Annotated in this window: 22 protein-coding genes; 13 read left to right on the top strand and 9 right to left on the bottom strand. The window is 46.2% G+C overall.

Features of this window, described 5'->3' with window-relative positions:
• Nucleotides 1–14 precede the first annotated feature (14 nt).
• From HY807_04595 to HY807_04605, 3 genes are all read left to right on the top strand, one after another.
• Nucleotides 15–746, top strand: coding sequence for an NERD domain-containing protein (locus HY807_04595; GenBank protein ID MBI4825681.1), 732 nt, complete (start codon nt 15–17; stop codon nt 744–746).
• Nucleotides 747–1,040: 294 nt separating this feature from the next.
• Nucleotides 1,041–1,709 (top strand): SurA N-terminal domain-containing protein, encoded by a 669-nt coding sequence (locus HY807_04600; protein MBI4825682.1) that lies wholly within the window; start codon nt 1,041–1,043, stop codon nt 1,707–1,709.
• A 250-nt stretch (nt 1,710–1,959) separates the two neighbouring features.
• Nucleotides 1,960–3,102, top strand: a complete 1,143-nt coding sequence (locus tag HY807_04605) for a transglycosylase SLT domain-containing protein (GenBank protein MBI4825683.1) — start codon at nt 1,960–1,962, stop codon at nt 3,100–3,102.
• A 27-nt stretch (nt 3,103–3,129) separates the two neighbouring features.
• Here HY807_04605 and HY807_04610 read toward each other — a convergent pair whose 3' ends face one another.
• The 3 genes from HY807_04610 to HY807_04620 form a co-directional block, all read right to left on the bottom strand.
• Nucleotides 3,130–3,888 (bottom strand): tetratricopeptide repeat protein, encoded by a 759-nt coding sequence (locus tag HY807_04610; protein MBI4825684.1) that lies wholly within the window; start codon nt 3,886–3,888, stop codon nt 3,130–3,132.
• A 35-nt stretch (nt 3,889–3,923) separates the two neighbouring features.
• Nucleotides 3,924–4,571: a histidinol phosphate phosphatase domain-containing protein gene (locus HY807_04615; protein MBI4825685.1), complete on the bottom strand. Its 648-nt coding sequence runs from the start codon at nt 4,569–4,571 to the stop codon at nt 3,924–3,926.
• Between the two features lie 136 nt (nt 4,572–4,707).
• On the bottom strand, nt 4,708–6,840 hold the full coding sequence (locus HY807_04620) for a hypothetical protein (GenBank protein ID MBI4825686.1): 2,133 nt from the start codon (nt 6,838–6,840) through the stop codon (nt 4,708–4,710).
• A 219-nt stretch (nt 6,841–7,059) separates the two neighbouring features.
• Here HY807_04620 and HY807_04625 point away from each other — a divergent pair, with 219 nt between their 5' ends.
• From HY807_04625 to HY807_04635, 3 genes are read left to right on the top strand one after another with little or no spacing between them, the layout of a single operon-like run.
• Entirely contained in the window at nt 7,060–7,929 is an 870-nt protein-coding gene (locus tag HY807_04625; GenBank protein MBI4825687.1) for a zinc ABC transporter substrate-binding protein, read from the top strand.
• Nucleotides 7,926–8,678 carry a metal ABC transporter ATP-binding protein gene (locus HY807_04630; GenBank protein ID MBI4825688.1) on the top strand — a complete coding sequence of 251 codons (753 nt, stop codon included), beginning with the start codon at nt 7,926–7,928 and terminating at the stop codon, nt 8,676–8,678. The genes HY807_04625 and HY807_04630 overlap by 4 nt, the downstream gene beginning before the upstream one ends.
• On the top strand, nt 8,665–9,471 hold the full coding sequence (locus HY807_04635; GenBank protein MBI4825689.1) for a metal ABC transporter permease: 807 nt from the start codon (nt 8,665–8,667) through the stop codon (nt 9,469–9,471). The genes HY807_04630 and HY807_04635 overlap by 14 nt, the downstream gene beginning before the upstream one ends.
• A 23-nt stretch (nt 9,472–9,494) precedes the next feature.
• On the opposite strand, the gene HY807_04640 is transcribed toward HY807_04635, so the two are convergent.
• Entirely contained in the window at nt 9,495–9,746 is a 252-nt protein-coding gene (locus HY807_04640; protein ID MBI4825690.1) for a hypothetical protein, read from the bottom strand.
• Between the two features lie 65 nt (nt 9,747–9,811).
• On the opposite strand from HY807_04640, the gene HY807_04645 reads away from it, so the two are divergent.
• From HY807_04645 to HY807_04655, 3 genes are all read left to right on the top strand, one after another.
• Entirely contained in the window at nt 9,812–10,258 is a 447-nt protein-coding gene (locus HY807_04645) for a M67 family metallopeptidase (protein MBI4825691.1), read from the top strand.
• Between the two features lie 203 nt (nt 10,259–10,461).
• Entirely contained in the window at nt 10,462–11,877 is a 1,416-nt protein-coding gene (locus HY807_04650; protein ID MBI4825692.1) for a DUF2157 domain-containing protein, read from the top strand.
• Nucleotides 11,874–12,425 carry a GDYXXLXY domain-containing protein gene (locus HY807_04655; protein MBI4825693.1) on the top strand — a complete coding sequence of 184 codons (552 nt, stop codon included), beginning with the start codon at nt 11,874–11,876 and terminating at the stop codon, nt 12,423–12,425. Before HY807_04650 ends, HY807_04655 begins: the two co-directional genes overlap by 4 nt.
• Nucleotides 12,426–12,485: 60 nt before the next feature.
• On the opposite strand, the gene HY807_04660 is transcribed toward HY807_04655, so the two are convergent.
• From HY807_04660 to tsaB, 5 genes are all read right to left on the bottom strand, one after another.
• Complete coding sequence (locus tag HY807_04660) at nt 12,486–12,827, bottom strand: hypothetical protein (protein MBI4825694.1); 342 nt, start codon at nt 12,825–12,827, stop codon at nt 12,486–12,488.
• A gap of 25 nt (nt 12,828–12,852) precedes the next feature.
• Nucleotides 12,853–14,706, bottom strand: coding sequence for a phosphotransferase (locus HY807_04665; GenBank protein ID MBI4825695.1), 1,854 nt, complete (start codon nt 14,704–14,706; stop codon nt 12,853–12,855).
• A 146-nt stretch (nt 14,707–14,852) separates the two neighbouring features.
• Nucleotides 14,853–16,028: a DUF1343 domain-containing protein gene (locus HY807_04670; GenBank protein MBI4825696.1), complete on the bottom strand. Its 1,176-nt coding sequence runs from the start codon at nt 16,026–16,028 to the stop codon at nt 14,853–14,855.
• Nucleotides 16,028–16,477: a ribosomal protein S18-alanine N-acetyltransferase gene (gene rimI, locus HY807_04675; protein ID MBI4825697.1), complete on the bottom strand. Its 450-nt coding sequence runs from the start codon at nt 16,475–16,477 to the stop codon at nt 16,028–16,030. Before rimI ends, HY807_04670 begins: the two co-directional genes overlap by 1 nt.
• Nucleotides 16,474–17,175 (bottom strand): tRNA (adenosine(37)-N6)-threonylcarbamoyltransferase complex dimerization subunit type 1 TsaB, encoded by a 702-nt coding sequence (gene tsaB / locus HY807_04680; GenBank protein ID MBI4825698.1) that lies wholly within the window; start codon nt 17,173–17,175, stop codon nt 16,474–16,476. The genes rimI and tsaB overlap by 4 nt, the downstream gene beginning before the upstream one ends.
• A gap of 128 nt (nt 17,176–17,303) precedes the next feature.
• On the opposite strand from tsaB, the gene glgP reads away from it, so the two are divergent.
• From glgP to ccsB, 4 genes are all read left to right on the top strand, one after another.
• Complete coding sequence (glgP, locus tag HY807_04685) at nt 17,304–18,965, top strand: alpha-glucan family phosphorylase (GenBank protein MBI4825699.1); 1,662 nt, start codon at nt 17,304–17,306, stop codon at nt 18,963–18,965.
• A 151-nt stretch (nt 18,966–19,116) separates the two neighbouring features.
• The gene (locus HY807_04690; protein ID MBI4825700.1) at nt 19,117–20,463 is read left to right on the top strand and encodes a sensor histidine kinase; all 1,347 of its coding nucleotides are present in this window, start codon (nt 19,117–19,119) and stop codon (nt 20,461–20,463) included.
• 69 nt (nt 20,464–20,532) lie between these two features.
• Entirely contained in the window at nt 20,533–22,014 is a 1,482-nt protein-coding gene (locus HY807_04695; GenBank protein MBI4825701.1) for a cytochrome c biogenesis protein ResB, read from the top strand.
• Nucleotides 22,011–23,114, top strand: coding sequence for a c-type cytochrome biogenesis protein CcsB (gene ccsB, locus HY807_04700; GenBank protein ID MBI4825702.1), 1,104 nt, complete (start codon nt 22,011–22,013; stop codon nt 23,112–23,114). The genes HY807_04695 and ccsB overlap by 4 nt, the downstream gene beginning before the upstream one ends.
• The last annotated feature ends 193 nt before the right edge of the window (nt 23,115–23,307 follow it).

Consider the following 23,307-nt stretch of genomic DNA (forward strand, 5'->3'; position numbering starts at 1 on the left):
TTAGGAGATTTTAAATGGCGAAGGTGTTAGGAAAATCCGGAAGGTATGTTTCTGATGTTGCGGTTGAGAAACGTTTAGATATGATAGTAATACTGATAATGTCAGTGGCCTTTTGTGGCTTTGTTGTAGGTTATAACATAAGCAATCATGAATACCTGCCGATATCAATAGTGCTTGCAATGTTTTCTATTGGGCTATCTATCTATGTTTATAGAAAGATTGATGCCATGGAAAAAGAACGAATAGCATACAGAAAAGGGTTTGATGGTGAAAGCAAGGTTGCAGATGTCATAAACAACTTTCCTGATGATTACCACGCAATCCATGACCTATCAACCTCTTTTGGCAATTTAGACCATGTTGTTGTTGGTCCCTCCGGAGTGTATATCATTGATACAAAAAACTGGCGTGGGGTTGTTAAAGCAGACGGCAATGGAGAACTTCTGCTTAATGAAAAGCCTGTTGACAAACCTGCGGTTAGAAACTTGCTGCGAACCGTTATGTCAGTAAAGGCAAAGGCTGATACCTTAAGTAATTTGAATCCATTCATTCAGCCTGTAATGGCATTCACTTCCGCGTATGTCGAGGCAAAATGGGGCACGACAAAGAATGTTCATTGTATTACAGATGACAAGCTTTATGATTATATCGTTGAGAATAAGAATAAGAAAAAACTAAGCAAGGAAGAAATAACCTCAATATCCCAGGCATTTCTTGCATTAGCAATGATGGATAAAAAGTTTTAATAATGCAGGGCGGAAGAGCAAAAGAACATGATGGCTGGCAGATAGGTCAGTTAATTATTCCTCTTTTCCAAAACCAATGATCTTGCGGCTCGTTGTGTTAGTAGGCGACATTAATTGCCGAATCGCGTCAAAGACAACCCTGATATGTGTGGCATCACATCTTGTGATACCAGCCGCTCAACTTCAGGCTTTCTGAAAGGGAAAAGAGGGTTTCATTTGCTTGCCCTTTAGAGCGCAAGTAGGCTATATTATCTTGTTCTTATTATCTTACTATCCTAAACATAGAGGTTTAATATGCTTAAAGCGATGCACAGCAGCAAGTTCTTCAGTATGGTTATTCTCGGCGGGGTTATTTTTATTATCACTATATCATTTCTCTTCTGGGGTATCGGGCCCAAGTCCAACGATCAATCAGGTGTTCTGGCGACAATTGAAGGCGAAAGGATAATGATCAATGAATATTGGGATAAATATAATGATACGTACAGGAGGATGAAGGAAGTTTATAAGACCGAAGAAGAGCTTAACGCGCTTGATCTTAAGGAGAGCGTCCTCTCTTCAATGATAGACAGAAAGGTGCTTCTGGTAACCGCTAAAAGAGCGGGCATAGATGTATCTGACGAAGAGCTTAAGAATGAGATCATCAATACATCATATTTTCAAAAGAACGGCGCCTTTGACCCCGCTCTTTATGAAAGGATACTCAGCCAGAACCGCATGAGCCCGCAGTCATTTGAGGCAGAATACAGGAATGACATCATTGTTAATAAAATGAACCGCCTGATCGAGGAGACGGCTGAGCTTACAACTGATGAGATGAATATGCTCAATTCCGTAAAGGAAGGGAAGGAGCAGTTAATTGAGGCGTTCCTCTCATCAAAGAGGAACCAGGCCATGCGTGTCTATATTGACGGGATGAAGCAGATGGTGGATATTACCGTGAAGCGCGACCTTATTATGTAGTTCCTTCAAAAAAATAATTACCCCTCGATTTTAAAAGGTTTTTTCAAGATATTCCTCTTTTTTGCCCATAAATGGGAAAACCCATTATGCAGTTTAACCTTGACAAAGACACCTTTATTCTGTATTAATTTAAAAGATGACTAAAACCGGATACATATATATATATATATTGCTATTGGCAGGAGCTGCTGTGCTTCATTTGATGCCTGGTAAGGCGTTTGCCTCTTCTGATGCGGCTGCGGATATTAATATGAATAAAGAACTGTCGGTCATTGAGGCTTCATCATCATTAATGACACCTGATGCGCTGACGGAGCCGGCTGACGTGAATATTTCATCGCAGGCTATCCGGGAATATTCAGAACTGAAGGAATCTGAGATCAATAAGCTCTTTGAAAGATTCGGGTTCAATAAAGTTGTCCAGGGCAGTATCATGTTTTATTCTGACAAGAAAAGATCTTTCAGCAAGAGCCTCGGCCTTGCGAGCAGGTATATCAAAGATATGTCTGCCGTCTTCATTGAAAAGGGTATGCCTGCAGAACTCGCATTTCTTCCATTGATCGAGAGCGGCTACATAAACCATGCTTCTTCAGACAAGAGCGCTTCAGGGATATGGCAGTTTATCCCTTCCACAGCCAGAAGGTACGGGTTGAAGATAGATTCATGGGTTGATGAGAGGCGTGACCCGGTGAAGTCCACGGTCGCAGCTTCTGAATACCTTTCTGACATGTATGACAAGTTCGGCTCATGGAACCTTGCGCTGGCAGCCTATAACGCAGGGGAAGGCAAGATAGGTATGGCTATAAAACAAAACAAAGACGATGATTACTGGAAGATGAGGGGTACAGGGTATATTACAGAAGAGACAAAGAGGTTTATCCCTTCATTTGTGGCAGCGGCGGCGATAGCCACATATCCTGAAAAATATGGTTTTGACAGCATCGACCATGCTGAACCTTTAAGGTATGACGAGGTTGTGATAAAGGCTTCGATGGATCTGAGCACGGTTGCCGACTTCACAGGAGCCGGTGTTGAAGATATAAAAGACCTGAACCCGGAGCTGAAATCCTGGTGTACTCCCCTGAATGTGTCTGAATATACACTGAGGATCCCTGCAGGAACAAAAGAGTCATTTCTGGGCAGGATCGCCGAGGCTACTGACGATGAACTCTTCTATGTGCGGGTCTACAGGGTGGCAGCCGGTGATACTTTGGGAAAGATAGCAAAGATGTTTCATTCATCGGTACAGGCGATAATCGATATAAACTCGCTTGGAAAGAATGCCGTGATCGTTGCAGGCAGAGATATCCTTGTTCCGGTAAACAGGGCGGAGCAGATCAAGGCCGGCAAGGTAGTTTATTTAAAACCTCTTGGCAAGTGTAAAAGTCTTTAGTTCGTAACAGAGCCTGTTCAGGCGCCTTTACTTCCCGCCAACCGGGCTAACTTCGGGAGCCTTCTCTTCCGTGCCAGTCGCTAACGGCTTATTTTTATCAGCGATCTTTGCCGCTGCTTCTGCGTTCCATGGCGAGGACGGGAATGCTTTTGCAATCTCTTCATACTTTGCAAGCGCCATATCGTTATTCCCCGCAGCCGCGTAGTGCCTTGCTTCGAGTACAAGAGCGGTGTCTTTAAAGATCCCGTTGTTCAGGCCGGCAAGCTTGTGCAGTGCGTCAAGAGCTTCAGCATTTTTGCCGGTTCTTGCACAGGCAGATGCAAGTTTTTGATATACAAGCGGGAGCAGCTCAGCTTCCTTGCTGAACTTGCTGATAAAACGGTTGTATTCCTTTATGGCGTTTTCATAATCACCGAGTTTGTAATATGAGTTCCCAAGCGAGAATAGGGCTGTAGGAGTGATTTTTGTATCGACCGAGCTTTGGTACAGGCCAAGCGCCCTTTTCACATTATCTTCTCCCGCGGCGCCGGGCTGGCCGGAGTAAGTAATTTTATTTGCATCCCTTTCAATTGAACGCGCCTTTTTTTCGATCGACGAATTATATATCAGAAAGGTAACTGATATTACAACTATTAATCCGATAACTGAACCGGCAATTGTAGCCTCTTTCTTTTTGTCTCTTATCAGGCCAGTGATATTCTCCAATGTGTTAGCGGCCAGGGTCTTGACATCTGTATCATCAAGGCCGGTTTTTTTAACGACCCTTTTCTTTATTGCTTTAGGCATTTATTATCCTCCGGTATTGCAAAGCCCGAAAGGGCTTAACTGTATTTTTTTATCAACTCTTCTGAATTATTAAAGACTTTATCTATGTCTTCTTCATCAATCCCCGCTGAACGCAGGACCTTCCATGCAAATCCTTTGGTGATCAGGTCATCGGGTGCGTGGCTGTCGGTATTTATAACCAATTTCGCGCCTGCCTTTGACGCGGTTCTCGCGACATGGCCGTTTGAGAGGCTGTGCCCCTTTCTTGCTGTTATCTCAAGCGCAACGCCGTTCTCTTTTGCCTTTCTGGCGTCATCAATTGATATTAATCCGGGGTGTGAAATTATATCAGCGCCTGCCTCAATCCCTGCCGCGTTAGTTCCAGCAATTACGGGTTCCACTATCGTTTCGCCATGTACTATGACTATCTGAGCCCCGAGCCCTCTTGCCCTTTCGACCATCCTGCCGATCATTGCAGGCGGCACATGAGTTATCTCTGCCCCGGCGAGGACCTTTATATTAAAGTGCGCAGCCATGTCTTTAACCGCTGCAGATATTCTCGGTATGACGAAATCCATATTTGAACTGTCAACATGATCTGTCAAGGCGATAGCCCTGTATCCGAAGCTGTATGCCCTCTGGATGAGCTCTGAAGGCAGGAGCACACCGTCGCTTAAGAGTGTGTGGGTATGCAGATCGATCATGACATTGTAAGATACAGAAATAATGCTCTAAAAGTCAAAGCTGATTTATGATGCGCAACAGCGATATTAAGCAAAAAAAGAGGGCTGACCTTGCGATCAGCCCTCAGGTGTTTAGAGATGCGGTTAGAGGAAGAGACTAAAGAGCAGCCCTGACGCCGGTAAGGATGCGCCAGTTCGGAGCGCCGATCCCTTCAGAACCCGCTCCAGCTCCTATGATAAGCTGAACATCAGGCATTACATTGTAGCCCAGTGAAAGATCCCCTTCCATCGGGGTCAGATCCGCATTGAATGCGTCAGAAGCCGGCGTACTCACATACGCCTCTCCTGTTATGAAGAGGTCATTATTAATGTCATGAGAGATGCCGAGCCCGTAACTGACGGTATCCCCTATCTCCTGAGTAGCAGTAAGGACTTCAGTCTCCTTTATCTGATAGCCGATATTGAAAGCAGCCCTTGTCGCGCTGTCTATCTCTTTATCAACAATAAGCCTTGCGCCTCCATAGAATGTGCCGCTTCCAAACCAGTCGTCTGAAGCGCCTGTGTCAATGACCAGATAAGGAGATACGGCAAAACCAAGGCCGAGCCGGTTGCTCTTATTATCAGCAATGCGGTATTTGCCTGACAATGCCACATCCCCGAACTCAGCGGATGACGCATCTGACGTGCCGTCTATCTTCTTTCCTTTCTGGTCAAAGAGATACGGAACGCTTATGCTGACCTGAAGGCCATCTGAAAGGCCGTAACCCGCAGCAGCAGTTGCCACAAACTGGTGATCTGAGAGCTTGATATCGTTAGTGCTGCCTACAGGATCCTGGGCATAATCAAGGAATACTCCCAGCCTTGTCTTTCCCTGAGCGATTGTTTCTGTGGATTCAATATTTACAAACCTCTCCTCACCAACCTTCGGGTTGATTATATGAGCGTCAAAGGCATTTGCAATTGGAGCAAAGACAAGAAGAGAGAGAAGCAGAAGCGGCAATACCTTCTTTGCGGTCTTCTTTCTCCTCATCACTGGAACCAATACCAGGCCTAACAATGTCATAACAGCAACACCGGGATACTTGATGCCGTATACGAGCGGTGTAAGAACCCACCTTGTCGCCATCTTCAGGCTCTCATGCCTGGCTATATAATCGGCTATCGGAGGTGATGTACTGTAATAGAAATTAACAAATACCTTGCCAAGCTTGTTAGTCAGAAGAATGTTGTCCCTGAAGTCCCTGAGTACCTCTACATGCGGCTCAAAGTAGCTCCCGTATGCCGCTGTTGCTATGAAACATCCGCTCCCTCCGCCCTGGATGGTATTGACAGTTGCTGCTAGCGGATATAGTTGATTGAAACAGGCGTTGGCTGCCGCAATCGTATCCTGGAGGTCGGCAAGCGCATCAGCGCTCGTGCCGCCGGACGCTGCAGCTGTAGCAAATGCCACTATGGCAGACTGGCCCGGGGCGAGTATCCCGACATTTGTGGCGATATCAACCTCAAGGTCATCAGGCCCGGCGAACTTGTTGCCGTTAAAATCAGGATCGTCAGTAAAAAAGCCAAGCTGGTCAGCATAATTACCCCACGTCAGGGTACAGCAGTCTTCAAGAAACCAGTTGGAAACAGTTCTTCTAAGAAGGGCTGAGCCTGCCATATAACCTGAGTCATCCCATATCCAAGTAAGCTTATTTGCCGCGTCATAGCCTTGATCATCATCAGAACTTCCGTCATCCACATCAAAATCATTAAAGTGTGCCACTTTGATGTCTTTTGTTGTTTCGGTATTATTGATTATCCTGTACACGTGAATGGCAAATGGATCATTCGCGCCTGCAAATACGAACTGCTCTACGGTGAGCCCGGTGTTGCCTCCGACAAAACTCACAGGAATAGTGGGGTCACCTCCATCGTCTGCTGCGACATCACCGACGCATGAAGGCATGCCTGCGACCGGCGCGCTGTATGCCTGAATGCCGCTCTGGTCATTAGCAAATGTACCTTGACGGTCATCCCCTGAGTTGCCTTTATAGATATCTGACTCTACATTATCAATATCCTCTGAGATAGCGTCATATACAGCCAGTGATGTTGTGGAGGTATGACTCCGGCCGTCCCAGGAAAGTTCATTTTCCGAGCTATAACCTCCTTCATCATCAACATCAATATCACCGTTTCCACCGTCAATGCTTAAGTTGACAGAAGCTGCGAATACATGCGGGATACAAACTAAAGATACAGACAGAATAAAAGCCAGAACAACAATAAAACCGATTCTTGATTTGTTCATTTCGTTCCTCCTTTTGATATTTTTAAAATAAACAGCTATTGATTGAATATATAAATTTCAATAATTATCTTACATAAGCTTATTTTTTTCAACTAAATTTTAAGAAATTAATTATTATGACCGCTAATTTGAATATCTCAGATTTGGACTGCCTGCTGTTATGTTATAATTTTTTCAATGAAGGCCGCCAAGATATCGATTTTACCGCTACTTATTATCTTGCTTATAACTATCACAGCCTGCCAGAAACCTGCTGACAAGGCTGTGATGAAAGAAAAGAGGCTCAGGATAATTACAACCATTCCGCCGCTTTATTCATTTACAAAAAACATAGTCGGGAACCTTGCCGATGTCGAGAACCTGCTTCCTTCAGGCGTCGGGCCGCATGAATATTCTTTCAAACCTAATGATGTAAAGAGGGTTGCGGACGCCGGGATATTAATAAAGAACGGGGCCGGCCTTGAGAACTGGCTTGACAGTATGATCGATCTTGCCGGCGCAGGCGGCTTAAAAGCCATAGACACAAGCATTGGAGTTGACATCATCAACAATGACCCGCACATCTGGTTATCTCCGAAGAACGCGGTCATCCAGGTGAAAAACATTGCGGATGCGCTGATAAAGGCTGATCCTGATAACGGCAAGGCATACAGGAAAAACGCTGATGAGTATATCGCCAAATTAAAACTTCTTGATGAAGAGATAAGCAGCGCTGCTTCAGGCTGGGCCAAAAAAGATTTTGTCTCTTTGCATTCCGCGTTTCTGTATTTTGCGAGAGATTACGGGCTCAGGCAGGCCGGGGTTATAATGGAGTCGCCTGACAAGATACCCGCTCCGGGACATATAAAAGATATAATGGGAAGGATCAGAGTTGCGGGCATCAAGGCGATATTTTCCGAACCAGGGCCGCAGCCCAAATCGGTGATGATGATAGCAAAGGAGCTTGATGTGAAGATATACAATCTTGATACCATGGAGGCAGGCGATCTTTCTGCAGGATGGTATGAGGAAAAGACAAGGGCTAACCTGCTTGTGATGAAGATGGCCTTTGATCAACATTACGGCGTCTCAAAAGGGAATTCTAAATGAGCATATTGTCTGTAGAGAATCTCTGTGTAAAGGTAAACGGCCATCATCTCATAGAGAATATAACCTTCTCTATTGAAAAGGGCAGCATTGTTGCCATTATCGGCCCTAACGGCGCAGGAAAGACAACGCTTGTTAAGGCTATCCTCGGCCTTATGCCGATCGCGGCAGGTTCAGCCTCTTTATTCGGTGAGATATTAAAGGGCAGGAGCTTCAACGGCAGGGTCGGTTATGTTCCGCAGATGCTTGAGTTTGACAGGACATTTCCGCTTACAGTGTCAGAACTGCTGGGATTGACCGTCTCTCCGATGTTTTCTTTCTCCTTATACAAAAAACGCAAAGAGAAGAAGAACACGGACACACTTCTCAGAAAGGTCGGGGCGCAGGATCTCTCTCAAAGAAAGATAGGGAGCCTTTCCGGCGGCGAGCTTCAAAGGGTCATGATCGCCAAGGCGATGGCGAATAATCCTGAGATACTCTTTCTTGATGAGCCTGCCTCAGGGGTGGATATCGACGGGCAGGAGAAGTTCTATGACCTTGTGAACAGGCTGAATAAAGAGCAGGGCGTGACCGTCATAATGATATCCCATGACCTTAACATCGTTTACCGCTTTGCCGATAATGTGCTCTGCATGAACAGAAAGCTGATATGCACCGGCAGGCCTGCGGACGCGCTTACGGATGAGGTCATAAAGAGCGTATACGGCGTGATGATGGGAGGTTATATACACAGCTGCCATGAACATAATTAGCGATATACTGACATACCCGTTCATGCAGAGGGCGTTGATCGCTTCTGTGGTAGTGGGCATCCTATGCTCATACGCAGGCTGCTTTGTCGTCATGCGCAGGATGGCATTCTTCTCTGACGCCATCGCACATGCCGCCTTTGCCGGAATCGCCGCAGGAATGCTGCTTGATATCGACTTCTCGATCTCATCTGTTGCAGTGGCGATCCTTATAGCTTTCCTTATCGCTTATCTTTCAGAAAAGACTACACTGTCCAATGATACAGCCATCGGGATAGGTTTTTCCGCAGCTATCGCATCAGGGATGCTGATAATCGGGATGTTAGACGGTTACAGGGGCGACCTGTTCGGTTTTCTCTTTGGCGACATACTTACTATCAGCAACAACGACCTTCTCCTGCTTTCAGCGGTCGGCGTAATAGTCCTCTCAACGCTCGTCATTTTTATGAAACCTCTTCTTCAGATAGCGTTCAACAAGGACATTGCCAGGGTAGAAGGCACAAAGGTCAGGTTCTTTGAGTACCTGCTCTTCTTTGTCATAGCCCTTGTAGTTACCGTCAGCCTGAAGATAGTCGGCATCATCCTTGTGACATCGCTCCTCATCGTGCCTGCCGCATCCGCAAAGAACCTCGCAACGAACATGAGGCAGTTATTCGGGCTATCTATAACATTCGGGGTAATATCAGGCATCGCCGGCCTCATGGCATCTGTTCACTTCAACTCACCATCAGGCCCGACGATAGTGCTTGTCAGTATCGGGATATTCTTTCTGACTTTGCTGAAGAGAAAGTCTTAATCTGAGCGCCTTGTGCCGCCCATTTATTTTTCTTCCAGCAGCTGCCACTCGGCATAGCCGTCTTTTCTCTCCAGCAAATGTCTGTTAACTAAATGGGCCTTCTTTCTCGCGGGATGAGTTTTTATATTAATGAAAGCCCTTACAATGCCTGCTATCGCTGCTTCCTGAAAGGTGTATTCGATCCCGTCTTTGAATTTTAATGTTGTCCTGATATGCCTGTGGCCTTCAGGTATTTCAGCGATGATCTCTTTTATGTCCTCGTTCCTGACTATCATATTCCCCCTCCCTGTTTAAATTATACAGATTGTAATATTTTGATTCATTAATTATTGTAATTACTATGAAGATAACCAAAGAGATCATTGACGGGATATACAAGCATGCTGTTGAATCTTATCCTGATGAATGCTGCGGCATCATTACAGGCAAAGGCGATCTGCAGACACTTCACAGGTGCGGGAACATCCAGAACAAACTTCATGCCGGCGATCCGGATGGGCATCTGAGGGATGCAAAGATGGCTTACGATATTGACAGGGTTGAGGCTAAAAAGATATTTGCTGAAGCTAAAAATAACGGCGAAGATGTCATCGCCTTCTACCACTCGCACATAGACTGCGACGCATACTTCTCAGAAACCGACAAAGAGGCGCAGACAGTTTTCGGAGAGCCAGAATTTCCTGATGCGATACAGATAGTTGTCTCTGTGATAAAGAAGAACATCTGCGGTTTAAAGGCGTTTAAGTGGGACGGGGAGAAGAAGGATTTTGTGACGTTGCTGATTTGAAGCGGCAAGGGAAATCTTACTTTCATTGAAACTTAGACCGTAGACAAATTCCTCGCCTGAAACTTCTTGCAATCAGTTCCCTTCAACTTTTCTCATTCACTTCGCATAAAATTTTTGATGCAAGCAATCGAGGTTTTTGGTTTTATATTTATAAGCGATAGTATATAATTCTACAAACAATCTGAGAGCTTATCATACAAATTATGCTTTCCATAATAATTTTTATAGCTTTTATCATTCTTGCTGCCTTGTTATTTCGATCCACAGGCGGCAAATCTTTCCAGTCCCGTTTAAAAAACCATCTTAGATATTGTGCAGATGAGGGGATTATCTCAACGGAACAAGAGATAAAGATCTTTGATAAGCTGCTAGAGAAAAAACATGGTTTGCGGATCAAGGGAACCGCCTGGATCGCGATACTGGCAGGGCTTTTTATCAGCGCAGGGGTCTGTTTGATAATAGCGCATAATTGGGACAAAATCGGACCGGTTGTGCGTGTTGCTGCTTTTATCCTGATATTGCTTATTTCTGGCGAACTGGCAATAAGATTTCAAAACAGGAGTCGTGCGTTATCTATTCCTTTAGAGCTGTTCTGGTTTTTTTTACCTCTAATCGGTATCGGTCTTTATGCTCAGACCTTTCAGTTGTCAGGGCATCCGATCCGTCCTTTTCTGGTCTGGCTGTCCTTTACGCTTCCAATCGCCCTGGCAAGCCCGAATCGAATCATAGCGCCCTTGCATATGGCAACTCTTATCGCAGTTCTCTTTTATGGTAACTATGCTTCAGGTGACGACCTTTCCATCTTAACCTCTCATGGAAGTGAAGTGCCTGTTTCTATTTGGGCGTGGTTATTGTCTCTTGTGATCTTAATAATTGCGGCAATAGAAAGTCATTTGCGCCTCCCGTCAGGACACAGGAGACATATGATCGGGATCCTGATAATCTGGATAGTCCTTTTGTTGGTCAATCATACTTATATTAGAGTAGAGCATGCGGGATGGTTAATGCTGGCATTTGCAGCAGGTTCCAGTTCCTGGCTTTTATTGCACCTGTATCTAAAAAGCAGTGAAACAGAGAAGCAGGTTGCCCAACTTTCATGGATCGTATCCATTTATGCAATGACATTTTTCTGGCATATGAAGGGGCCGATAACAGGCGACTATTCTATCATTGGAGTCATTATCATTCTCCTTTTCACGATAGCATCTGCCGCCATGATCCTGCTTCTTCCGGAAGGAGCCTTAAGCAAGGAGCGGAAATGGCAATGGTTTGGACAGGGGATGCTGCTCGCCTCTATAGCCACCCCTATGCTTCTTCTTACAGATGGGCCTTTGGAAGTTATAAAGGGAGCGGCTATTATTGCCAATTTCCTGCTCGCAATGACAGGTATTGCCTTTATGTGGCATGGCTCTCTATATGGACGGATATCACAGATCAATATAGGAGTTATCATTGTTTTACTTCTGTTGATCACACGTTTTATTGATGTCTTTGGAACACTTCTTCAAGGCGGCTTTGGATTTATCATCTCAGGCATCCTCCTTGCTCTCCTTGCTTATTCTCTTGAGAGGGGCCGTAAACATTTGATCGGTATGACAAAGGCCGGAGAGATGGAATGAAGATATTGCGTTATACATTGATCGCCCAGATAGTTTTCTTTGTTTTGTGGGGCGGGTACCTGATCCTGTCTTATGGCAATGCCGAAACCATCTGGCTTGAGACAGAGCCTGTTGACCCGCGAGACCTTCTCAGCGGGCACTATGTAGCATTAAGATATTCAATTTCAACTCCAAAGTCTGAAACATGTAAGCTGATATTGAATGACGAAATAGGTCAAAATCGCTATATTTATATGCATATTTCAAAGAGCGGTAAAACACTTAACGCCTTGGGTGAAAAGATATATCCCTATGAGGACAAATCCTGTCAAAAGACCCCGCCAGCAACTAATGCTAAGGGAATTTGGATAAGAGGGGAATTAACCCCTAAACTGTGGGGCGGAGGCAGGCAGATACGGTTAGGTATTGAGCGTTTTTATGTCAGCGAAGAAAGTCTTCTGCGTAATGTCCGCAGCGGAGATGTGGTTGCCAAGGTTGCTGTTAACAAAAGCCGCGAACCAAGAATTCTTGATCTCGTCCCGGTTCAGAACAATGATTTGAGCCATTAGGTTAAGCCTTCAGCAGCCGGTGGTCAGTGAGAAAAAAGGATCGGGCAGAGGATACTTCTATTACTTCGAGCCTGATCCTGCTTTGGACTTTGCGGAGAGATATTTTCTGCAGTTTCTGTAGGACGGAGAGAAGATATACAGAAAAAGGCTGTTCAGGATCTTTACCGTGATAGTGAAGATTGCTCCGAAGATACTGCCGAGGAAACAGCCGAAGAAGAGAATGAATAATACGGTTTCATATGCGCTTGTTGAGGTACGTATCCCGAAAATGCATCCTGTAATAATGCCTGCTGCTGAACTTATGCCGAAGGCGTAATTCCGTATCTTCTTCTTTTTCGCGTAAATGGAATCAAACCCTTCCTTTGTTATTCCGAACTGTTCAAATTCAGGTTCTGCCGTCATGTTAGAGAAGATCAAATGAATCTTATCACATCTTACTTACAAGCGCATAAAGCGCGGGAAACTCATCTTTAACAAATTCAATATCTTCCTTCAGCAGCATCACCGCTTCAGGCACATGCTTGAGAAAATATTTTTTACCTTTTACAACAGAGAGAAAGCCGTAGGCTCCGAGCGCCTGCATATGTCTTTGGAGTCGGCAGTAATTCAGGCTTGTCATGAAAATGCTTGCATCGAACTTCGTATCTGCATCTTTCATTCCATCGATATAATGTTCAAGCAGCCCTTTTCTTAACTCATCATCAAGCCGATAATAAGGATCCCAAAGCATTGACGCGATATCATATGCAGGCGGGCCCATTCTTGCGCCCTGGTAATCTATCAGTCTCGGAATGCCTCCCTTTGTGACCATGATATTCTGCGACTGGAAATCACGGTGCATCACGGTCTTTGGGAATGAGTCAGACCTTGCTGCCAGATCGTGAAATTCTTTATCCAGCGCGGCTGTGTCATTGACACTCATGCGCTTGAAACCTTTGATGAATCGTTCAACAAAATATCCTGTCTCCCATCTGAAGTGGCCATAGTCAAAGACCCTTGATGCAAGGATAGGAAGGGCTGCAATATTTTTTGTCGCATCGTTATGAAGCAGCACGAGCATCTCAAGTATCTTTTGGTATATCTTCTCTATCTCTTCTTTATCACGTTTACATTTCAGCCAGTTATAAAGAGATGTGTCGCCGAGGTCTTCAAACAGAGCGGCCTTCTTTTTGTGAAAGATCTCCCGGAGCGCAGGCACGGGGATGGAATGTTTGTGAAAGAAGCGGGTGTATTCGATATGCCTTTCAAAATCAGGGTCGTCTGCCGGGCACTCCATAAGCACCGCAGTCTCTCCGTGCTTCCGTATCCTGTAATATGTCCTGTCAGACCCGCCCGTGCCGATAAGCGTGCGGTCATCGGCACCTGATGCGGGGCTGCCGAGGCTTATCTTGAAACCATGTCCGAGGATATAGTTCTCATACGCGGAATCATCTTCCGCCATGCCGCCGGAAAGCAGGATGGTGTTTTTCAAAAGCGACCCGCGTCCCGGGGAAGAACCTTCTTCTATCACGACATAGCCGTCTATATCTGCGTCATTGCACCCGCTTACAGAGGGATGCAGGTATATCATCTCGCCTTCTTTTTTAAGCATTTGAAAAATTGCTTCAGCATATCTTGCGGGAGTGCCTATGTCATTCCAATAAGAACCGCTTACATCCACTGTGCCGACACTATATCCTTTTTCAATCGCATTAACCCATCCGTCCACAAGGCTTGATGCGCCTGAAGGCAGCATCTTTAGAAAACCGGGTTCATAGATAGAGATGCCGGTATATGCCAGCAGTTTCCATTTCTCAGGATCAGGCTTATCCGGCTTCCCGACACGTTTCACAAATCCGTTTTTATCAACATAAACTGTATTGAATTCAGGACAGTCATGCACCGCGAGTGTGACAAGATTCCCTGAATCAATGTGATGTCTCAGTAATCCCTCAAGGTTTATGTCTGAAATGATGTCTGAATTATGCAGGAGAAACGTGCTCTCGCTGAGAAATGCTTCGGCATTTTTTAGCGCCCCGCCTGTGCCTAAAACCGTTTCTTCCTGAAACATCGTGACATTCCTGGAATAAAGAGAACTGTTGATCCAGCCTTTGATAACATCCTTTTGATAGTGCAGGTTCACGCCAATTTTTTTTACAGGTAAGACAGAGATGCGCTCAAGCACCCTTTCGAGGATCGGTTCGCCTAAAACAGGCACAAGAGGTTTGGGTATCTGGTTTGTTATCGGCCTCAGCCTTTCACCGAGCCCGGCTGCGAGGATGAATGCGTTGATCTTAGTCATATGGGTTCGCTGATTACTACAAAAGTGTCATTCTGGCGGCTCCGTCCGGCCTACTGTTGGCTTGTCCAGAATCTTTCTTGTAAAACGATTCTGGACAAGCCAGAATGACAAAAAAATACTCATAGATTAAATCAAATTAACAAAGTCTATTTATAAATTAAAAACTTCTTTCTCACTTTGTTGTTAAATTCTGCACACTCTTCTCTCCACCACTTTTCCATATCTGAAAGGGAACAGCCGTTTTCAATATCCTTGCGCAGCCTGTCTGTCCCGGCAAGTATGTCTATCGGCATCTTCTTCTTTTCATATTCGTACGGAGGCCTTTTCCATTTGAACTTTTTCGGATACAGATCATGCGCAGCCTTCAGTATCGCCGCGCCTGTCTTGAACGGCTTAAAGGTATCTCTCTTTGTAACATGTATCTGCGCGCCTCCGCATAACTTGCCTGCGTGTTTTTGAAATGTAGGCTGAAAATACATCGGCCTGAAGACAACACCGGGCAGTTTGAACTCGCCAAGTTTTTTTACGAGCAGATCAGGATCAATGAACGGAGCGCCGAATATCTCAAACGGCCTCGTCGTGCCGCGGCCCTCGCTCAGGTTCGTTGCCTCAAGAAGGCACATGCCGGGATAGACAATTGCCGTATCAAGCGTTGGCATATTCGGAGACGGCATCACCCAGGGAAGGCCTGTTTCATCAAAGAGCATCCTTCTCTTCCAGTTCAGCATGGGGATAACATGAAGGTCCAGTTTTGGATAATATGTCTCTTTAAGATAAAGAGCGGTCTCACCGGCCGTCATGCCGTGGCGCACAGGCAATGGACGCTGTCCGACAAAGGATGTGTAATTAATATCGAGCACAGGGCCTTCAGTAATGCTGCCGCCCAGAGGGTTCGGCCTGTCAAGGATCACTATGCTTTTGCTCTCTTCAAGGCATGCCTGCATACACAGCTCCATCGTCCAGATGAATGTGTAATAGCGTGAGCCGACATCCTGAATATCAACCACAAGTACATCAACATTCTTTAACATCGAGGGCGTAGGCTTACGGGTATCGCTGTAAAGGCTGTAAACAGGGATTCCGGCCTTCTCATCCTTAAACCCCTTCCACTCGATCATATTGTCCTGCGTCTCGCCGCGTATCCCGTGCTGCGGGCCGAAGAGGGTTGTTAACTTCATCTTGCGTGATATTTGGAAGAGGCTCGCGGCATGTTCAAGCCTCATGTTCACAGATGCCGGATGTACGACAAGGCCGGCACTTGCGCCTGCGAGCGGTTTCGGCCAGTATTTCTCAAACATATCAAGCCCGGTTCTCACTTCCATTATTGCAGCTCCCCCATTTCAAGCCCCATCAGGATCGCGTCTTCAAGCGGTTTATGATAGTAATGCTTCCTTCTGCCGATCGCTTTAAAGCCGTGTTTTTCATACAGCCTTACTGCAGGAGATGATTCCCTGACTTCTAAAGTTATAAAGTCGGCATCTTCCTGCGTGTGCCGCAGTTCATCTAAAGCGCTGTTAAGAAGTATGCTCGCGATGTTCTGCCTCCTCAACTCCGGCGTTACGGCAAGGTTCAGTATATGAGTGATATCTGCAATGGTCCGCAGGCATATATATCCGGCGACCCGGCCGTTAATGACAGCTACCTTTAAGATAGCATCTTCCTCCATCAGCTCATACTCAAAAGATGCCATGCTCCACGGGGTGGCGAAAGATTCCTGCTCTATGCCGTGAACCTCATTTAGGTCGGCAAAGTCCATGTCTCTGATGATCATGCTTTCCAACGGATCTCTGCCTCTGCTTTTCTTATGTATAAAGGCGTAAGGCTGACAGGGCCGGCCTCTATTCCGTCCCTCAGTTTTTCGAGAGCTATCTCTGCGATACTCGAAGCGGCAGGCGACATAAAAGATGAAGGCGGAAAGAGTGCGTCAGTTTTTAGAATCCCGGAAATGACGTTCTTATATTTTACCGCTCCGTCTCCCATGAAAACAGCCGGGCCTTTTAATGTTCTTAAAAATTCACCCGGTTCCACGGCTGTTTCAGGGATTATCTTCACGCAGGCGTTGCCTTCCCATCTGTAGAGCGCTGTATATACTTCGTCTTTTCTTGCGTCAAGCATCGGGCATATATAATAAGAAGAGAACGGGAGCCTTCTTGCCATGGCGTCAAGCGTCGGAACCGGCACGACCGGTTTTTTTGTTGAGAATGCGAGTCCTTTTATAGTGCTTAGGCCTATCCTCAGGCCGGTAAAGGAGCCGGGGCCTATGGATAAGGCAAAGGCATCTATCTCACCTATCGAAATATGTGAGCTCTTCAGAAGCCATGCGATGGAATCCATCACCCTTTCAGCGTGGGCTATACTGACGTCCAGCCTCACCTCTCCGATAAATACCCCTTCATCCGCAATGGCGATACTGCCTGCCTTTGTTGCTGTCTCAAGCGCAAGAACCTTCATGGAGGTTAGTTTAACCAAAAGCTGAACCAGAGTAAACCCCGTGATGTTATGGCTGGAACCGTTTGTTCCGTATAAATCTGCTATAATATTTTGCTATGGCACTGCTGGAAAAATACATAACTGAACAAAAGATAGCCTATTTTTCAATGGAGATAGGCATCAGGGATGAGATTCCCACATATTCCGGCGGGCTCGGCGTTCTTGCGGGCGATACGGTCAAGTCGTCTGCTGACCTTAACCTTCCCTTTGTCGCGGTTACGCTTATAAGCAGAAAAGGGTATTTCCGCCAGGAACTCGACAACTGCGGCCGTCAGACAGAGTACCCTGCGGTATGGGAGCCGTCAGACCTGCTGGCAAATACCGGAGAGAAGGTCACTGTAAATATCGAAGGACGGGAAGTCCGCATAGGAGCGTGGGTCTATTTTGTGAACAGCCCCACGGGAGGAAGCGTCCCTGTCATATATCTTGATACAGACACACCGGAAAACAGCGCCGAGGACAGGACATTGACCGACCATTTGTATGGCGGCGGTGACAGCTACAGGATCAAGCAGGAGGTGATCCTCGGGATCGGCGGTGTGAGGATGCTGCGGAAACTGGGTTTCAAGATAAAAAAATATCACATGAATGAAGGCCATGCGGCTTTTCTGACGCTCGAACTGCTGCAGGAATATAAAAAAGATATAGAGGCGGTATGGGATGAATCACAGATATGGGATATTAAAACAGTAAGAGAGTTGTGTGTTTTTACGACGCATACGCCGCTTGAGGCAGGCCATGACAAGTTTCCTTATGATCTTTACGAAAAAGTATTCGGCAGCTATTTTCCGACAAATATGCTTAAAAAACTTGCCGGCGAGCAGAGTGTGAATATGACGCTTCTCGGCTTTAATCTGAGCAATTACGTGAACGGGGTTGCCAAGAAGCACGGCGAGGTCTCGCAGGGCATGTTCCCCGGGTATCATATAAACGCAATAACGAACGGCGTGCATTCTTTCACCTGGACATGCGGGAGCATGAAGAAGATATTTGACAAGTACCTCTCCGGATGGGCAAATGAGCCTGAGATATTCGTCAGGGTGGGCTGTATACCTGATGAAGAGATCTGGGCGGCACACTCCGAGGCCAAGAAAAAGCTTATCGATTTTGTTAATTCAGTTTCAGGCGCCGGCATGGACCATGAAACTCTCACAATAGGGTTTGCAAGAAGGGCCACCGCTTATAAAAGGGCTGACCTTCTATTCTCTGACTTGAAACGGCTTGAAGATATCGGCTCCGGCAAGATACAGATCATCTATGCAGGCAAGGCCCACCCGAAGGATAATGTCGGCAAGGAATTGATCCAGGGGATATTTTCTTCCATAGAGAGGCTGAAGGGCAAGATAAAGATCGCATTTGTTCAGAACTACAATATGGAGATAGCGCTCAAGCTTGTCTCAGGGGTTGATGTATGGCTCAATACTCCGCTAAGGCCGCTTGAGGCATCAGGCACGAGCGGGATGAAGGCGGCGCACAACGGGGTTCTGAACTTCAGCGTTCTTGACGGGTGGTGGATAGAAGGCCACATAGAGGGATTTACCGGCTGGGCGATCGGCCCCGCTCCGACCGGAATAGGCCCGGAGAACAATATAAACAAGATCGATGCGGATGATCTTTATTATAAACTCGAAAAGATCATTATCCCTACTTATTATAATGACCGCAAGACATGGATAAGAATGATGCAGAACGCAATCGGGAAGAACGCCTACTACTTTAACAGCCACCGCATGATGAGAAGGTATGTAACTGAGGCCTATATAAGATAGGATGCCTTTTCATTCTCATGCTCCCTTTTCCGGTAATTGTAAGCCTTAGCAATATTGCCCTTGAACTTCAGTTCAAAAGAAGTAAAATTATATTAATAAATAAGCCGGTTGCAGTATAATTAATATACCGGCGTCCTGTTTTTTTGCAAAAATGAGAAATATCAATCACATATTTGAACGCATTGAGAACAAGAAGAGCGATTATTTCAGATATAGCTTCACACATACGGAGAATAACGCCTTAAAGACATTCTTTGATATTTCGCAGGAGCTTGACGGCATTGAGGATTTTTACGACCTGTGCGTGGCTATCCCGAAGAGTTTCTTTAATATGGAAGCCTGCCTTTATGTCATTGACCCTAAACTCGGCTTCATGACGCTTGTATCAAAGACAGAAGGCCGGGAAGCCGCACTTCTGTCTCCAGTTCCTGAATATGTAACTCCGAAAGAATATCCCTACCGCACTGACAACAATAGCCTGATACTTACTATCCGCGGGAAGAGTTCATTGATCGACCAGCTTCCTTTTCATATTGAAGATGACGTTCTCGGCCTGCTCCAGATATTTTATGATAAGAGCATTGACCAGCACGGAGAGCTCTTTTTTGTGAAATACGCCAACCGCATAGGGTTCAATATCCACAACAGGTTCCTGGTTGACAAGAACATTGAACACCTGAGGTTCATCCGCTCGCTGGTTGCCGATATAGAACATAATATCATAGTGCCCAATATGGTCTATAAGCTCTTTCTTAAGGGGCTCAGAAGGAAGATCGAGAAGAACATAGAGATGGAGATGGCCCTTTCTGAAAAAGCGTTATCAGGCAATCTGGACAATGACTGGGTGGAGAACTATCTGCAGGAACTCGCGGATGTGAATAATGGCCTGATCACTGAACTTACAAATATCGAGAAACATTTCAAGAACCTGAGCCTCTTTATCGAGACGCTCTTCAGAAAGAGCCATTTTGACGAGGGGCAGTTAACGCTTCGTACAAAGCCATGCAATATCAAGAAGGATGTTGTTCAGCCGCAGTTAGAGCGGTATATTGACCAGTTCAAGAGCATGGGCATCTCGGTAGATGACCGTTTCAGCGGCATACCTGACGCGGAGATCGTAACGGTTGTGGATATAGGGCTCATAGCCCAGGTCTATGCGAATCTCTTCTCCAATGCTGTCAAATACACACAGGAAGTCACAATTGATACAGGAGAAAAAAAGAAGTACATTTCATACGGCCGGGAGATAATCAACGACTTCTTCGGGCCCGGCATGAACGGCCTCAAACTGAATGTATTCAGCACCGGCCCGCATATCGATGAGAGAGAGCGCGGGAGGCTTTTTGAGGACACTTTTCGCGGAAATAATGCGTCTGACAAGCCCGGGACAGGCCATGGCCTGTCATTTATAAAAAATGCCGTTGAGATACACGGCGGGGTAGTGGGTTACGAGCCCACCCGCTACGGGAACAATTTTTACTTTATCCTGCCGAAATAATGCCGCTCCCGGCTGAATTTGACTTCAATAAAATATTAATGCTAATTTAACAACTCAGGAGAAGAGATATTGAAAGAGCAGGAATCAGGCCTTTTACAGAAAGTATGGAACTTTTGCGCTTCTATTAAGCTTGCCATAGTAGTTCTGCTGCTGCTTGCCATAACCTCGATCGTCGGGACCGTTTTACCGCAGGAGGATGCCAAGGCCATCCAGTTTCTGGCGAAGATAGTCGGGGACAATACAGCGCCGACGCTTTATAATATTTTTGTTACGCTCGACTTTATGGACATGTACCACGCATGGTGGTTCAAGCTTCTCCTTATTATCTTCTGCATCAACCTTATAGTATGCTCGCTCGACAAGCTGCCGAGGGTATGGCACATAATCCAGACACCTCTCCATCCGCTTGAGGAGCATGTAATAAAGAACCTGCAGATAAAGAAAGAGCTGAAGATAAAGGCCGACATTCAGGCTGCCAAAGACGAGTTTCTGAACACCCTGAAATCCAGGAAGTACCAGCCGCTTGAGGCAACTGAGGGCGATTCTGTCCAGCTGTATTCACAGAAAGGAAGATATACCCGCCTTGGAGTCTATATTGTGCACTTGAGCATCCTCCTTATCTTCATCGGAGCTCTGGTCGGCTCTCAATTCGGATTTGACGGATACCTGAACCTCCCGGAGGGCAGCTCATCAGGCGCTGTATATACTTTTGACGGGGAGACGATCCCGCTTGATTTTCAGGTCAGATGCAACTGGTATAACACAACTTATTATAAAGGGAGCTACAGGCCGCAGGAGTTTCAGAGCGAGCTGGTGGTCATTGAAGACGGCAAGGAGATCCTGACAAAGTCTATCGAGGTCAATGACCCCCTTACATATAAAGGGATCACCTTTTATCAGGCTAACTATGGAAGCGCCCTGCAGATGTACCCGAACCTCTCATATTATCCGTCAAGCTTCGGCAAGATACCTGTCGGGCTGGGCGCGTTCATTCTTATTGTTACACCCGAGGGAGGCCAGCCGCAGGGCATCAGGCTTCAATTCGGCGAGTCGTTCCAGATCCCCGGCACAGGCATCAAAGGCACTATCGCGGATTTTTCACCTGCTCTCAGCCGTGACCCGCGCACTGATATGCTGTACACATTTGATGATCAGATGATGGAGCCCGCGATCGCAATTAAGATCGAGGAACCGGGCAAGGCTCCATATACCGGCTGGTTCCTTAAGCGCCATCCTGAGACATGGATCCTGCCGGGAGGGCACAGTATCGAGTTTGTAGAATACTGGGGCATGGAGTATACAGGGCTTCAGGTCTCAAAGGATCCCGGGGTATGGATTATTTACCTGGCATGCATTATTATGAGCTTGGGCCTTTATGTCACCTTCTTCATGAGCAATAAAAAGATATGGGTCAGGCTCGTTAACGAAAAGAATTCCGTCAGCATCCTGATCGGCGGTTCTGCCACAAAGAACAGGCTCTCTTTTGAGCAAGAGATAGAAAGCATATTATCTAAGACCTCTGAAGCTATCGAGGCAAGGAGCAGGAAATGAGCAGCACTTTCTTTGGAATATCAACGGGATTATATTTTATAGCAATGGCTGTTTACATCAGCTATGTCGGCTTCAGAAAACCGGGGATAGCTGTCGCGGCCAGCGGCATTACCATGCTGGGTTTTTTAAGCCAAACCACTGCGCTTGCGCTTAGGTGGCGTGATTCCTTTGACTTCTGGACAGGTTCAGTCCCCAACTCAGGAATGATAGAATCTGTTTTAAGAAGCGCCCCGCTGAGGAACCTTTATGAGTCGCTCATCTTCTTTGTGTGGGCATTGATAGCCATGCACTTGCTGACCGAGTTCAAATACAAGAACCGCTCTCTCGGGGCTTTTGTACTTCCTGTTGCGGCGCTTGCGCTTGCGTTCATTGATGTATCAGGTATGTCCACAGAGATCGAGCCTCTTGTCCCTGCGCTTCAGTCAAACTGGCTCCTCTTCCATGTCTTTTTGAGCTTCATAGGCTATGCCGCTTTCGGCGTCTCTTTCGGCGCTGCTGTAGCGTACCTTATAATGATAACCGACTCCAGGAATGAGACACCCTATATCTTCGGCAGCGTTGTCATCGGGATATTCCTTGTTGTGCTTATCGCCATGGGCATTGACTATATAAACCTTACTGCCGCGCAGCGCGGTGAGATGCTGCAGAGCTATTTTCTTACAGCAACATTTAAGAGCCAATCAGGGTTTATGATGGCATTAAGCTGGGTAGCAGGGACCATCTTTGTCGCGGCGGTATGGCGCTTCGGCCTCGGGCTCAAGAAGGTTCTGGGCGGACTTGACCTCAGTGTCAATATGCTTGACGATATAACCTACAAGAGCATCGCTGTCGGTTTCCCTCTCTTCACGATCGGCGGCGTCATCATGGGCGCGATCTGGGCGAACAGCGCATGGGGAACATACTGGAGCTGGGACCCGAAAGAGACCTGGTCTCTTATCACATGGTTTGTCTACGCAGTTTATCTCCACGCGCGCTTGGTCGCAGGCTGGAGAGGCAAGAAGGCCGCAGTACTCGCCATCATAGGTTTTGTTGCTGTTATCTTCACCTATCTCGGCGTTAACCTCGTGCTTTCAGGGCTTCATTCATACGGAAGTTCATAAGGCTTTATTATTTTTCAACACGCAAAGAGGAATCTTTCCTCATATATTCCCCTCTAAAAAGAGGGGATAAAAGGGGTGTGTTATAATCTTCCGTTAACTCTTCACGCAGTTTTATTTTATTTTCACTCCTTGATTCCTTTGACCATAAACAATTGACACGATATGCATAACATGCTAAATTAATGCATAAGGA

The sequence above is a fragment of the Nitrospirota bacterium genome (genome assembly GCA_016207885.1).
GTDB lineage: Bacteria > Nitrospirota > Thermodesulfovibrionia > UBA6902 > UBA6902 > JACQZG01.